Genomic DNA, 14,437 nt, shown 5'->3' on the forward strand with positions numbered 1-14,437 from the left:
AAGCAGCAGAGAACGCCGATGGAACCCATTCTCCGTGACTTCTTGGAAACGACTGATCGGCCATGGCTGGACGGCAACTCTTGAACTTCCAGCAGCTGGAAGGATTATCGCGTGGTTTTCCGCCGGCGGACAGCCGAATTATTTCACCATCAACGGCCGCGCCTATCCTTCGACGGACACGATCAGGATGAAAGTCGGCGAAACTCTGAAAGTGCGCTTCATCGGCACCAATGTGCCACTTGTGGCAGCGGATCATGCTGCGGCGACTTCCGGCACCGTAGCATATCTCACCTGCGCAATGAGTAATAGACTGAGAGGGGGCGCCAGGGCAGCTAGGGGAGCCGTGTCATCGAGCTAGTGGATAGGTCTGCGGCGACTTCCGATATGCCTCTTCACAACGCGGCGAACAAAACCATGGCCCTTCTGGGGCGGCCCGTCGATAGGATGCATACGGAGCATGCATCTTGCACACTGGATCGATCCAGGCCGGGTCAGGCGAGGGGGCAAGTTCGATCTCGTAAAGAGGGATTTCATCAGCTACCGACCGCAGCGCCACCTCTCCGAGATCCCGCACCAAGATGCCTTTGGCGGCAGCGGCGTCGGCAATGGGTTGAGTCGCAAGCAATTGACCGGGGGACGCAAGCGCAGCAATACGTGCCGCTATGTTGACGGTCGATCCAAACAGATCACCTGCCCTGCGGATGACCGGTCCATGGTTCAGCGCCGACCGGGTGAGCGGAAGGCGCGGTTCTTCCCGGCATGCCTGCAACAGCGTTCCAAGCGCCTGGATCGCTAACTCCGGCTCCGGAAACGAGAGCATCGCTTCATCCCCGATCCACTTAATCGGAGGCTCGTAGCCAGCAAGCGCCTCGCGGACCATGCTCTCGAAAATCTCGAGCACATCGATTGCCGCTGCATCTCCATAAACGTCCGCGATGGCGCTAAAGCCCGCAAGATCGATGAATGCCACCGTAGCCGAAGCGCCGACGGAACTCTGCGTCTGGCTCATATCCCTGTCCATGCGAAGTTATTTAGCGCCTGTAACACGGGTTCGCGAATCTCGGACGCGATCGTCAGAGCTCCAGGGCGTCGGTACGCCACACCGCAGACCTCCCTTCGAGTGAAATTGGAGAAGGCGTTAGCCGCCTGTTTCCTCGGGAACACTTTGGTCTCGCAAAGTGTTTTGCCGCGTGGCAAAGGCGAAAGGGAGCGTGAACATGCGCGCAGTCATCATTGGTGCAGGCATCGCCGGACTTGCAGTTGCCAGGGGCCTGCGACTCCTCGGATGGGAGACCGAGATTTACGAGCAGGCGAGCGAACTGAAACCTCTGGGTGCGGGTCTCAGTCTCAGCGCCAATGCGCTTCGTGCCCTTCGTACGCTCGGCCTATATGAAGCGGTTGTGGCCGAGGCGCAGCCAATACACAGACTCGACCTTCTCGACGACAAGGGACAAGTTCTCCAATCCACGGATTTTCAGCGCTTCAGTCAGCTATATGGTCACCTCAGCATGGCCGTGCTGCACCGTGGCGATCTCCACAAGGCCCTTCTTTCGGAACTACCGCGTTCTGTCATCCGCACCGACATGGAATGCGTGGATGCACGGCAGGTTGGTGAGAATATTGCCCTGCGCTTCGCAAATGGGGAGATTGTGGAAAGCGAGCTGGTGCTCGCTTGCGATGGCATTCACTCCGCGGTTCGTAGGGCGCTGTTTCCGCAGTCGCGCGAGCATTTCGCCCGCTACACCTGCTGGCGCGCCATCGCGCCCGGTTTCCCGCAAGGAATGGACCCGGCGCGTCTTACCGAAAGCTGGGGGGCCGGAAAACGCATCGGTCTGGCCGCGATCCCCGGCGAAAGGGTCTACTGGTTTGCCTGCTGTGGCGCCGATCGCCTGGACGACCCCGAGTTGGCTCAGGCAGATCTTGCCGGAGTGCAGGCAATGTTTTCCGGATTTCACGAGCCAATCCCGGAGGTCCTCGATCGGACCCCGGCAGATTCACTGAGCTGGACGGATATTCTCGATCTCGATCCAATGCCCTCGTTCACGTGCGGACGAGCGGTTTTGCTTGGCGACGCCGCGCATGCGGTGACGCCCGATCTGGGACAAGGAGCCGGACTTGCGATCGAAGACGCGGCCGTTCTTGCAGCGTTGTTCGGGCGGCTTCCGACCGACCGGGCCATCCGCGAGTATGACAAGCGCCGTCTCAGCAGGGCACATAGGGTTGCGGCTGAATCGCGCCTCTATGCGAAAGTGGCGCAGTGGCAGAACCCGCTTGTCGTCCCGCTACGCAACTTGCTGGTAAAGAGCATACCGGAGCGTTTCATGGACCGGCAGCTCGAGGCGGTTCTCGATATCGATTTCGAGCCTGTCAGGAACGCCGCCTAGCGCCGGCGATTAAATGCACACCAATCGTCCAATTTTTCTTGTCGGCGGCATAGTGGCCAAGGCCCTGGCGGCAGGTGAAGGGGCGTCCATCTCATCCTGCGGCAGCCCACAGGGGGACACGCTGGCCATATCGCGGCGGAAGTAAGCGATCATTTTGCAGAAAGCCACTTGACCTTCCAGTAACTGGAAACCGTAGGTGGAAGGGGAGTTGCCCATTTAGGAGTGCGCCATGACCGACCGTCACGATGATGCCACCCACACCGACGCATCGCATGGCTCGTGCTGTTCCTCGCGCGCGCCGGCCGCTGCCTCAATCGTCGTCATCCGCGATCCAGTGTGCGGCATGACAGTCGATCCAGCGGCGGGAAAGCCGTCAGCGACCTTGGGCGGCCACAGCTATCATTTCTGTTCGGAAGGCTGCCGGACCAAGTTCCAGAAGGAGCCAGAAGCCTTTCTGAATGCGACCGATCCGGTTTGCGGGATGAAAGTCGAGCGCGCCACGGCGAAGCATTTCGTGCGGCATGAGGGCAAGGGTTTTTACTTCTGCTCCGCCGGGTGCAAAGCCAAGTTCGAGGCCGATCCTCAGAAATATCTGAGCGGCCAGCCAGCGCCGGAGCCGATGCCGAAGGGCACGCAATATACTTGCCCGATGCATCCCGAGATTGTCCGCGACAAGCCCGGCTCCTGCCCGATCTGCGGCATGGCGCTGGAGCCGATGGGCGTGCCGACCGGCGACGAAGGTCCCAATCCGGAACTCGTCGACTTCACCCGCCGCTTTTGGGTAAGTGCCGTCCTGTCGATCCCGCTGTTTCTGATCACCATGGGACCGATGCTGGGCTTGCCGTTCCGCGACTGGCTCGGCGAACATCCGGCAGCCTGGATTGAGTTGGCGCTGGCGACCCCGGTGGTGCTCTGGGCGGCGATCCCCTTCTTCCATCGCGGCTGGGAGTCGATCGTCAACCGCAGTCCGAACATGTGGACGCTGATCTCGATCGGCGTCGGCACCGCCTATGTCTACAGCGTCGTGGCGACGTTGTTCCCGGATATCTTCCCGCACCAGTTTCGCGGCCACGGTGGCACGGTTCCGGTCTATTTCGAGGCAGCCGCAGTAATCGTCGCGCTGGTCTTTCTCGGCCAGGTGCTGGAACTGAAGGCAAGGGAGCGCACTGGCTCCGCCATCCGCGCACTGCTCGACCTGGCGCCGAAGACGGCACGGCGGATCGGGGCGGACGGTTCTGAGACGGATGTGCCGCTCGAGGAAGTGCAGGCCGGCGAGCGGCTCCGCGTGCGGCCCGGCGACAGTGTGCCGGTCGACGGCACTGTGCTCGAAGGCCGCTCCTCGGTCGACGAATCGATGCTGAGCGGCGAACCCGTCCCCGTCGAGAAGACGCAAGGCGACTTTGTGACCGGCGGCACGCTCAACAAGAACGGAACGCTCGTCATGCGCGCCGAAAAGGTCGGCGCCGATACGATGCTGTCGCGCATCGTCGAAATGGTTGCCAAGGCGCAGCGCAGCAGAGCGCCCATCCAGGGACTTGCCGACCGCGTCTCCTATTACTTCGTGCCTACTGTCGTTCTGGTCGCCATCGTCGCCTTCATCGTCTGGGCCATCTATGGGCCTCAGCCGAGCATGGTCTTCGCCATCGTTTCGGCCGTCTCGGTGCTGATCATCGCCTGTCCCTGCGCGCTTGGGTTGGCGACGCCAATGTCGATTATGACCGCCACGGGACGCGGCGCGCAGGCTGGCGTGCTGATCAAGGAGGCCGAAGCGCTGGAGCGCTTCTCCAAGGTCGACACGCTGATCGTCGACAAGACCGGCACGCTGACCGAGGGCAAGCCCAAGTTGACCGACGTCGTCGGGTTCGATGGCTTTGACGAGGCCGAACTTCTCGGCCTTGCCGCCAGCCTCGAGAAGGGTTCGGAGCACCCGCTTGCCGAGGCGATCGTCGATGGTGCGCGGGAGCGCGGCGCGACCGTCGAAGACGCAGCGGATTTCGAGGCCGTCACGGGCAAGGGCGTCACGGGAACGGTCAAGCGCCGCGCCGTTTCGCTCGGCAATCAGGCGCTGATGGACGATCTGGGCATCGGCCTGGAGGTGGCGAAGGAGCGTGCCGACGCGCTGCGTTCCGACGGCAAGACGGTGATGTTCGTCGCGGCCGACGGCAGGCTTGCCGGTTTCGTCGCCGTCGCCGATCCGATCAAGGCGACAACGGTGGAAGCGATCCGCGCGCTGCACGACAGCGGGCTCAGGATCATTATGGCGACGGGCGACAACGAGCGCACCGCGAAGGCGGTGGCGGCGAAGCTTGGCATCGACGAGGTGCGGGCCGACATGCTGCCCGAAAGCAAGAAGACGCTGATCGATGAGCTGCATGCCAAAGGCGCAGGCGTCGCGATGGCCGGCGACGGCGTTAACGACGCGCCCGCATTGGCGGCGGCCGATGTCGGCATCGCGATGGGAACCGGCGCCGACGTGGCGGTCGAGAGCGCCGGCATCACGTTGGTCAAGGGCGACCTCAACGGCATCGTCCGGGCGCGGCGGCTGTCGCAGGCGACGATCCGCAATATCAAGCAGAACCTGTTCTTCGCCTTCGTCTACAACGCGCTCGGCGTGCCAGTGGCGGCCGGTGTCCTCTACCCGGTCTTCGGCACGCTGCTGTCGCCGATGATCGCCGCAGCGGCAATGAGCCTTTCGTCCGTTTCCGTGATCGGCAACGCGCTACGACTTCGTTCTCTGAAGCTTTGAGGTTAGACCATGAACATAGGAACCGCCGCAGAAAAGTCCGGCCTGCCGCCAAAGACCATCCGATACTACGAAGACATCGGTCTTCTTAGGCCTGATCGTGCCGACAACGGGTACCGGGATTATTCGACGGCCGACGTCCATCGCCTGCGCTTCCTGCAACGGTCCCGAAGTCTTGGCTTCTCTGTGGAGGAATGCCGACAACTCCTTTCGCTCTACCGCGACAAGGAGCGCGAGAGCGCGGATGTGAAGGCCATAGCGGAAGCCAAGCTCGCTGAAATCGACCGGAAACTGGCGGAACTCGCCGGACTGCGGGACATGCTTCGGCATCTCGCCGACCATTGCAACGGCGATGACCTACCTGATTGCCCGATCATCGACGGGCTTGCTGGACACGGCACGGTTCAGTGAGGCGCGTCCCCATCATTGCAGCAGTCCTCGTTACCGCCGGGATCGCCGCCGGGACGGCGATCCCGAAGACAGCCGTCGCCCCAGTCGTCGCCGAGCGCCAAGCGTCGATGAAGGGGATGGCGAGCGCCGCCAAGACCATCTCCGAAATTTTTGCCGGCAAGGTGGCCTACGATGCCGCAGCCTTCAAGGCGGCAACCGAAACCATTCGCCGCCGGTCCGGAAGTGCCATGGTAGACGCATTTCCAGCGGACTCGCTTGGTGAACCCTCGGCCGCTAAGGCGGATATCGGTCAGTCCCAAGAAGAATTCGCCTCGCTCGCTCGCCATCTCGAAAGCCTGGCTGCGGCGCTGTCAGATGCGGCTGACGATGCGCCCGAAGGCATTACGGAAGCCATGAGGATGAAACCCGGAATGGCAATGGGCAGCAGCCTGCTCGGAAAACGGGCTGGCGGCGCGGCCGATTCCGATCCTTCGAAGATCCCAGCCGAACACGTATTCCATCTGATGCTGCAGAACTGCACGAACTGCCACGCCAAATTCAGGGAGAAACGGCAGTAGGCAAGGCATCGACTTCACCCGATGCCGGACTAGGTGACATTGACGACAATCGACAGGAATCCTGCAATGTTCGTACAGCCCGTCGACTACTTCCTCGCAGTCTGGTTCGTTCTGGCGGGCCTGAGCACGGCCTATGTTGCGTGGGACCAGTTCCGCAACAACCCCGAACCCGTGGTGATGAAATGGGGTTTCATCCTGGTCACGCTTTATATGGGGCCGCTGGGACTGCTGATTTACGTGCTGGCCGACAAGGAGCCTCGGCCAGGCGAACATGAGGCGTTCACCAAACCGCTCTGGAAGCAAGGCGTCGGCTCGACGATCCACTGTGTCGCCGGAGACGCCACCGGCATCATCCTCGCGGCGGCAATCACCGCCGCTCTTGGGCTGCCGATGTGGATCGATCTTGTTGTCGAGTACGTTGCCGGTTTCGCATTCGGCCTGTTCATCTTCCAGTCGCTGTTCATGAAATCGATGATGGGCGGCACCTACTGGGACAATGTCCGCAAGAGCTTCATGCCGGAATTCATCAGCATGAATTTCATGATGGCGGGCATGGCGCCGATCATGAGCTTCCTGATGATGGGCAGCGACATGCGGGCCATGGAACCGACCGAGCTCCTGTTCTGGGGCGTGATGTCGTTCGGCGTGATCGTTGGATTCGTCACCGCATATCCCGCCAACGTATGGATGGTGGCCCGTGGACTGAAGCACGGGCTGATGACCGAACGCGAACCGGAGTTCGACAAGGCAAGGGAAGGCAGGCGCGAGCACGCACATAGCGGCGCGAAAGCCGGGATGGTGGGGCACCACGCTTACGCGCGCCTCGATGAACAAGCCAAGCCCAGACATGCCAACCCAGGCGGCAATCCCGGGCCTGGCCATCATGGATCCGGCCATGGCTCCTCCCACGGCGATGGGGGAGGAGGGTCGCGTGGTTCGCATGGCGGTCACGACGGTATGGAACCGGATGCAACTGTGCCGCAACTCGCGGCCTTCGGCGGCGTGTCCGTACTCGCGCTGGCGCTCGGCATGATCGCTCCGGCCAACTGGGTGAACCTCGCCCTCAGCGCGCGAGACGTAGGCGGCGCCATTATGCCGCCCGGCATGATCATGGACCACGACACGCCGGCTGCAGCGATGCTGGACATGGCCGCCGTGCATCCTCGCCTGATCACGGCCAGCCATGGTCTGGAGGTTCGCGGCGACCGGGAACTGGAAGCCAGGATGGAGAACGGGGTAAAGGTGTTCGACCTGGAAACCTCGGTCATCCGCTGGGCGATCCTGGCGAACGTGAAAGTCGACGCCTATGCGATCAACGGGCAGGTTCCCGGCCCGCGGCTGCATATCCGGCAAGGCGACCGGGTGCGCATCAATGTGACGAATCGCCTGCCGGAGAGTACGACCATCCATTGGCACGGGTTGATCCTGCCGAACGAAATGGACGGCCCGGCCGAGATCACGCAGGAGCCGATCCCGCCCGGCGGCAGCTACCGATACGAATTCACGGCGGGCCAATCGGGAACCTACTTCTATCACTCGCATGACCATGTCGATCGCCAGCAGGCGCTCGGACTCTACGGCGCACTCATCATCGATCCCCCCAATCCCCAGGACGAGATTGCGGCAGACCACGACTATGTTATCCAGCTTCAGGAATGGCTGATGCGGGAGGGCCTGACTTTTCCGTCGATGCCGATGGACGGCGGGCAGCCGAATTATTTCACCATCAACGGCCGTTCCTATCCTTCGACGGACACGATCAGGATGAAGGTCGGCGAAACTCTGAAAGTGCGCTTCATCGGCACCAATAATGGGTTTATCCACCCGATGCACATCCACGGCGGTCCATTCGAAGTTGTCGCCCGCGACGGCGAGACTATCCCGGAGTCGGCACGATTCCTTGCCGACACAGTCAACGTCGGACCAGGGCAACGCTACGATGTCGTCTGGCAGGCACGTCGGCCCGGAAAATGGCTGATCCATTGCCATATCGGGCATCATACGACCAACAACAATGTCGAAGAGAAGGGCGGTGGCGGACTGATGGTCGTAATCGATGTGCAACCCTGAAGCCCGCTCCGCAAGGCGAAACGTAGATGGATATCCTTGCCATCTACGGCGGCCTGTTTGCTATTGCCTTCGCTGCGGCGACCATCCTCCCGGCGCAGTCGGAGGCCGCCCTTGCAGGGCTCCTCGCCATGGATTCCTTCTCGCCCGCAATGCTGGTTCTTGTCGCCAGCCTGGGCAACGTCCTGGGTTCTGTGGTGAACTGGGGTCTTGGTCGAGGGATCGAACGCTTCCGGGACAGGCCCTGGTTTCCGCTGCGTCCCGCGACGCTCAACCGCGCCACGAACTGGTATCACCGCTATGGAAGATGGTCGCTCTTGTTAAGCTGGATGCCGATCGTCGGTGACCCACTGACCGTGGTCGCTGGGGCTTTGCGCGAGCCGCTATGGAGCTTCGTCGCGATCGTCGCCCTGGCGAAGGTTTCGCGTTATCTGGTTGTCGCCGGAACGGTGCTGAGTCTGATGTGAAATCGAAATGCAGACGCGTCGCAGCAGGCAGTGGCGTTCACTTTTGGTTGCGTTGCAACAAACCTTACGCACGCGAACTTGACAAACCAGACGAACAATTGTCCCAAGGGCACGATGACGAATGTTGGTCGAATCTCGATCTTGGGAAACATACCGCTCCGAGCAATGCTGGCGGTCGTATTCCTGGTCATGTCGGCTCTTCAGCCTGGTCTGTTTGCCACCGCCAACGCCACGGGTTTTCACTCCGGAGTGCATGTGCAGGCCGAGACACCCGCGCACGACATGGGCCATCATGGCGCCACGGCGGACGACGCGGACACGTCGGAGCATCATCACGGCGACAAGCAATCCTCGGACAAAACCTGCGAAGTCCATTGTGCACCGGCACATGCGGTGCCGGTCGAATGCCCTGACTTGGAGCATGTTGTCTCCCGCTGCTTTGCGTCGGTCGTTGCCGTGACTTTGCCGCTTGGCGAATACGCAGCGCTGATAAGGCCCCCCAAACACATCTGAACTGACGCGCCCTCTTCGGGCGTTCGCGCGCAGCGTCGGGAATCCGTTCCCGCGCGGCCAAACGCATACGTCATGCTTCAGGTCTACAATGAAAATCGCAAGCTCCGCGATGCTCGCATCGCTGTTAGTTACCGGATGTGCGGCGACCACGCCGCCGGACATCCTTCCCACCTTCAATCCGGCCGATCCGGCAATGGGCGTCCGTGATGCGCACTACCATCCGGTCGTCGTCTATAGCCACCGGGAGCCAGTCGACCCGCAGAATTGGCGGCGTCTCAATGAAGAACGCTCCTCTGCGAACCCGGGAGCCGGATCATGAAGCGCCGGCCCCTGACCATAGCTGCGATGGTAACCATCCCGCTGATCGCTGCCGGATGCACGACAAGCGGGGCCCTTGATGGCATCTCAGCCCCCATGGCTGGTTTCACGACAGTCGCGGCACGTGCCGAATCCGTGACCGGCAAGAAAACCGTCTGGGTGCAATCCAGCGAGGGAGCGCGGACGGTTTCGGAGCGCGTGAAAAGCCTCGTCCAGAAGAAAACAATCGGTCCAGACACCGCGGTGCAGGTCGCCTTGCTCAACAACAAGGGCCTGCAGGCCGCCTACGCCGAGATCGGCCTGTCGGCGGCCGACATGTGGCAGGAATCGATGCTCGTCAATCCGACGATCTCGATCGGCATGATCGGCGTCGATCCTGTGCGGACGATTGAAGGAGCGGTGGTCAGCAACATCGTTGCGCTGGCGACTCACAAGCGGCGCATCGCAGTCGCGGATGCACGTTTTCGTCAGGGCCAGCTCCGCGCCGCCGAAGAAACGTTACGACTGGCCGCGGACACGCGGCGGGCCTGGATCAACGCCGTCTCGGCCTGGGAGAGCGTTTCCTATCTGAGCAAGGCGCAAGCCGCCGCCGATGCTGCCTCCGAACTCGCTCAAAAACTTGGAGAGACGGGCGCCTTCACAAAGACCGGCCAGGCCCGCGAACACGTCTTCTATGCCGAGATCACCGGTCAGGCGGCGGAGGCGCGGCTCGCCGCCCGCACCGCCAAGGAAGAGCTCACCCGGCTGATGGGTCTATGGGGACCGGATGTCGATTACTCAGTCCCCAACATGCTTCCAGCCTTGCCCAAAGGCGCCAAGGCCAAACGCGCAATCGAGGCGGAGGCGCTAAGAAATCGCGTCGACCTTGAGATCGCGAAACTTGAGCTGGAAGCGCTGGCGAAATCCTACGGTCTGACCGAGGCGACGCGCTACGTCAGCGATCTGGAACTGCTTTCCGGCGTGGAGGTGGAACGCGAGGAGGCCGAGGAGGGCGGAACCGAGACGAGTGTCTCACCCACTCTCGAGCTCGAGTTCGTCATTCCGATTTTCGACACCGGCAAGGCACGCATGCGCAAGGCCGAACTTGACTACATGCAAGCTGCAAATCGGATGGCGGAAAAGGCGGTCAACATCCGTTCGGAGGCGAGATCCGCCTATGACGCCTATCGTTCGACCTACGACATTGCCCGACACTATCGCAACAATGTCGTGCCGCTGCGAACAAAGATCGAGGCGGAATCGCTCCTCACCTACAACGGCATGATCACCAACACGTTCGAGCTGCTGGCGGACACACGCGCGAAAATCAGCTCGATCATGCTTTCCCTCAACGCCAAGCGCAATTTCTGGCTGGCCGACGTCAATCTCGGGACCGCCATCCACGGTGGCGGCGCAGGCTCGTCCGGGGGCGGCGACGCACCGGCAGCAGCCGAAGCGGGCGCCGAAGGCCACTGAACTCAAGGAGAAGAAAATGCTTTCAAGACGTCAGTTGCTAGGCGCGGGAGCCCTGCTTGCCGGCGCCACTGCATGGACCAAAACGTCCGCGATGGGGCTGCCCGACGCTGCAATCATGGAGTCCCCAGACATGCAGCCTCCGATCTTCCCGACGAGCGGACCCGACTACCAGCCGGTCGTGACGCTCAACGGCTGGACCCTTCCGCATCGCATGAACAACGGCGTGAAGGAGTTCCATCTGGTGGCCGAGCCGGTCGAGCGCGAGATGTCGCCCGGCATGACTGCCTATCTCTGGGGCTACAACGGTCAATCTCCCGGCCCGACCATAGAGGCGGTCGAGGGCGATCGAGTCCGCATCTTCGTAACAAACAAACTGCCGGAGCACACGACGATCCATTGGCACGGCATGATCCTGCCCAACGGCATGGACGGAGTGACCGGTCTAACCCAGCCCGGCATCCCGCCCGGCAAGACCTTCGTCTACGAGTTCGACCTCGTGAAGAGCGGCACATTCATGTACCACCCGCACGCCGACGAAATGGTCCAGATGGCCATGGGCATGATGGGCTTCTTCGTCATTCATCCCAAAGACCCGAAGTTCATGCGCGTGGACCGCGATTTCGTATTCCTGCTGAACGCCTTCGACATCGAACCGGGGTCGTACGTCCCGCGCATCATGGAGATGACGGATTTCAATCTCTGGGCATGGAACAGCCGCGTTTTTCCGGGGATCAGCCATCTTCCAGTGGCGAAAAACGACCGGGTCAGGGTCCGGGTGGGCAACCTGACCATGACCAATCATCCGATCCACATGCATGGCTACGATTTCGAGGTGACCTGCACCGATGGCGGCTGGGTCCGGCCGGAGGCGCGGTGGCCGGAGGTGTCGATCGACATCCCCGTCGGCGCCATGCGGGCATATGAGTTCGAAGCCAAATATGAGGGCGACTGGGCGATCCATTGCCATAAGTCGCACCACACAATGAATGCGATGGGCCATGACGTGCCCACGTACATCGGCGTCGACAACTCCAAAGTCACCGACAAAATCCGCCGGGTCCAGCCCGATTACATGGCCATGGGTGACCGCGGCATGGCCGACATGGGCGAGATGGAGATGCCGCTTCCCGACAACACGATCCCGATGATGACCGGCTGGGGCCAATTCGGCGCCATCGAGATGGGCGGCATGTTCTCGGTCGTGAAGGTTCGCGAGGGCCTCGCCTCGAACGATTATGCCGATCCGGGCTGGTACCAGCACCCGGAGGGAACCGTGGCTTACGAGTGGAAGGGGGATGTCCCCGCTCCGACGAAATCAGGCGACGCAAAAACGATGGCCCCGGCAGCGCACGGCGGTCACGGCAAACAGGGATGAGAACCGAAACCCCTCAACCTCAACCATGAGAGAAAGTGCAGCATGAAACATATAATCGCAGCGACTGTTTTGATGGCGGTCAGTTCGGGAGCAGCTCTTGCCGGTGGAACCCACGCTGGAGGCCATGGCGACAAAGCCGCCACGATGCCGATCGGCAGCCCTGGCGAGGCTGGCAAGGCAAAGCGGACCATCAACATCTCAATGTCGGAGAAGGACGACGGAAAAATGTTGTTCCAGCCGGCCGTGCTCAAGGTGATGAAGGGCGAGACCGTTCGCCTGGAGTTCGTCAACAAGGGCCAAGTCGACCACGAATTCGTCATGGACGTCCATGACGGGATCATGGAGCACAAGGCGCTGATGGAGAAATTCCCCGAGATGGAGCACGCCGATCCCAATTCGATCCGGCTGGCGCCCGGCGCCAGAGGCGAGATCATCTGGACGTTCGCCAACGCCGGCGAATTCGGCTTCGCCTGCCTGATCCCGGGTCACTACGATTCCGGCATGAAGGGCGATATCACCGTCGCCCACTAACCCCCAAATCGCAAAGGAAGCAGTCATGAAGATATTGATAAGAGCTTTCTCGACCCTCGCGCTCGCGCTCGCCATCGGCGGGAGCGCGTTCGCACAGGAATACGTGAAAGGCGAAGTCGTCAAAGTCGACGCCAAGCAGAAAAAGCTGACGATCAAGCATGAGCCGCTGACCAATCTCGACATGCCAGCGATGACGATGGTGTTCGTCGTCGCGGAGGACGGCATGATCGAGAAGGTCAAAGCGGGTCAGGCAATCGAGTTTGCAGCCGACCGCGTCAACGGCCGCATCACGGTCACCGATATCAAGTGATCCACGACTAGCGCCGCGGGTTGCAAATCAACCCGCGGCCGCCGTCCGATCAGGCAAAAATGCGCTTCATGACGAGGGGGCCGCGCAGAATGTTATCCAGAGATTCTCTTGCCAATCGTCAGGTGCCCGCGCGCGCGAAGGCGAGCGCTGCTTCCGTCATCGTCTGAATTTCCTCGATGGTCTTCAGCATTTTTTCCTAGAGATCGTGATCCTGGACGAACTCGGCGCGCAGCCGGAGCGAGGTCAGCGGAGTGCGCAGGTCGTGGCTGATCGCCGCCAGCATGCGCGTGCAGTCCTCGACGAAGCGCTGCAGGCGCTCCTGCATGCGGTTGAACGGGCGTGCCTGTCGCTTTGGGGTCATCGTCCTATTCTCAAGACCACTCTTCGCCCATCGGAAAGGATTCCCGTTCCTGTGCCAGTTGGAGGTTGTCTGCTGGTCAGCGAGAACACGAATCGGGTTGAGAGTCGTCCGCAAACCATCGTTCCTTCTCCACGCGAAAAGGTAAGGTTGATGGTAGTTGTCCCTCGGCATTCGACCCCGGTATTGGTCTGCCCGCGAATAGTTCCGCGCCGCGTGATGCTGTTGACGGCAGCCGTCCCTGAAAAGGAGAGCGTCCCATCAATAGTCTGACCGGAGACTGGTGCCGTGATGATGAGCGGGTTTTGCGCCTGCGCGTAGCCGACAGCGTAGCCGACACCCCAGGCTATCAACATTGTCGCTAAGATTCGCCGGAAAGTACGGTGCATTTGGACGGTTCCTGTTGAGACCGCTGCAGTGCAGACCGCGAGACGGTCATGCTCGGCCTTTCCTGCCAGTCGGTCGTGTCCCACCGCGTGGTGTAGGTCGGCGGTAGCGAAGCCGCTCGCGAGCGCGCGCCCTCAACAGCGCTGTAGCGAGCGAGCGGCGTAGCGGCGGTCATCGATCTTCTTCGGTAGGGTTGAGTTGCTGACACAACCTGATTTGAAGGAACCACCGATGACCAACGACATGATGAACCTGCGCACGCTCGTAGAGAAGACCCCGACGCCGATATCCTGCGCGAGATGATCGGGTTTGCCGCTGAGCGGCTGATGGAGATGGAGCGGCCCTGCTTATGACTTGATCCTGCTACCGCATATCCGTGCCCCTTTAATGTTCAGAGGCCACTGGCGGAAAGCTCTTGACCTTCCCAGCGACCGGAAGTCGTTATCCTGTGGTTTTGGGGCGATGGGGAAGGCGGTGTCGCGTCTAGAGCGCGATGATTTTAGGTTGGGACATAGCCGGCCTCGGTGAAGTAGTTGGCGCATTCCTTTGATGTGACGGTGT

Annotated in this window: 12 protein-coding genes and 1 pseudogene; 11 read left to right on the forward strand and 2 right to left on the reverse strand. The window is 61.4% G+C overall.

From position 1 onward, the window contains the following. Positions 1 to 346: 346 nt before the first annotated feature. A complete protein-coding gene (locus AC0L2V_RS28860) occupies positions 347 to 1,009 on the reverse strand; it encodes a hypothetical protein (protein WP_236373921.1) in 663 nt (220 codons plus the stop codon). 208 nt (positions 1,010 to 1,217) lie between these two features. Here AC0L2V_RS28860 and AC0L2V_RS28865 point away from each other — a divergent pair, with 208 nt between their 5' ends. From AC0L2V_RS28865 to AC0L2V_RS28915, 11 genes are all read left to right on the forward strand, one after another. Further along, on the forward strand, positions 1,218 to 2,384 hold the full coding sequence (locus AC0L2V_RS28865; RefSeq protein WP_473521837.1) for an FAD-dependent monooxygenase: 1,167 nt from the start codon (positions 1,218 to 1,220) through the stop codon (positions 2,382 to 2,384). 229 nt (positions 2,385 to 2,613) lie between these two features. Next, positions 2,614 to 5,130, forward strand: a complete 2,517-nt coding sequence (locus tag AC0L2V_RS28870; RefSeq protein WP_473521838.1) for a heavy metal translocating P-type ATPase — start codon at positions 2,614 to 2,616, stop codon at positions 5,128 to 5,130. Between the two features lie 9 nt (positions 5,131 to 5,139). Continuing rightward, positions 5,140 to 5,538 carry a Cu(I)-responsive transcriptional regulator gene (cueR, locus tag AC0L2V_RS28875; protein ID WP_473521839.1) on the forward strand — a complete coding sequence of 133 codons (399 nt, stop codon included), beginning with the start codon at positions 5,140 to 5,142 and terminating at the stop codon, positions 5,536 to 5,538. Next, complete coding sequence (locus tag AC0L2V_RS28880) at positions 5,535 to 6,095, forward strand: cytochrome c (protein ID WP_473521840.1); 561 nt, start codon at positions 5,535 to 5,537, stop codon at positions 6,093 to 6,095. The genes cueR and AC0L2V_RS28880 overlap by 4 nt, the downstream gene beginning before the upstream one ends. 66 nt (positions 6,096 to 6,161) lie before the next feature. Then, the gene (locus tag AC0L2V_RS28885; RefSeq protein WP_473521841.1) at positions 6,162 to 8,165 is read left to right on the forward strand and encodes a multicopper oxidase domain-containing protein; all 2,004 of its coding nucleotides are present in this window, start codon (positions 6,162 to 6,164) and stop codon (positions 8,163 to 8,165) included. 26 nt (positions 8,166 to 8,191) lie between these two features. After that, complete coding sequence (locus tag AC0L2V_RS28890; protein WP_091593883.1) at positions 8,192 to 8,629, forward strand: YqaA family protein; 438 nt, start codon at positions 8,192 to 8,194, stop codon at positions 8,627 to 8,629. A gap of 78 nt (positions 8,630 to 8,707) precedes the next feature. After that, positions 8,708 to 9,142: a hypothetical protein gene (locus AC0L2V_RS28895; RefSeq protein ID WP_473508416.1), complete on the forward strand. Its 435-nt coding sequence runs from the start codon at positions 8,708 to 8,710 to the stop codon at positions 9,140 to 9,142. A gap of 315 nt (positions 9,143 to 9,457) precedes the next feature. Beyond that, positions 9,458 to 10,915, forward strand: a complete 1,458-nt coding sequence (locus AC0L2V_RS28900) for a TolC family protein (RefSeq protein ID WP_473521842.1) — start codon at positions 9,458 to 9,460, stop codon at positions 10,913 to 10,915. 16 nt (positions 10,916 to 10,931) lie between these two features. After that, on the forward strand, positions 10,932 to 12,290 hold the full coding sequence (locus AC0L2V_RS28905) for a multicopper oxidase family protein (RefSeq protein WP_128186672.1): 1,359 nt from the start codon (positions 10,932 to 10,934) through the stop codon (positions 12,288 to 12,290). A gap of 42 nt (positions 12,291 to 12,332) precedes the next feature. Continuing rightward, positions 12,333 to 12,821, forward strand: a complete 489-nt coding sequence (locus AC0L2V_RS28910) for a cupredoxin domain-containing protein (RefSeq protein WP_473508413.1) — start codon at positions 12,333 to 12,335, stop codon at positions 12,819 to 12,821. A 25-nt stretch (positions 12,822 to 12,846) separates the two neighbouring features. Then, positions 12,847 to 13,131: a copper-binding protein gene (locus AC0L2V_RS28915; RefSeq protein WP_091593895.1), complete on the forward strand. Its 285-nt coding sequence runs from the start codon at positions 12,847 to 12,849 to the stop codon at positions 13,129 to 13,131. A 130-nt stretch (positions 13,132 to 13,261) separates the two neighbouring features. Here AC0L2V_RS28915 and AC0L2V_RS28920 read toward each other — a convergent pair. Continuing rightward, positions 13,262 to 13,474: pseudogene (locus AC0L2V_RS28920) on the reverse strand (histidine kinase dimerization/phospho-acceptor domain-containing protein); the annotation flags it as partial. Positions 13,475 to 14,437 lie beyond the last annotated feature (963 nt).

This window comes from Mesorhizobium sp. WSM4814 (genome assembly GCF_055811595.1).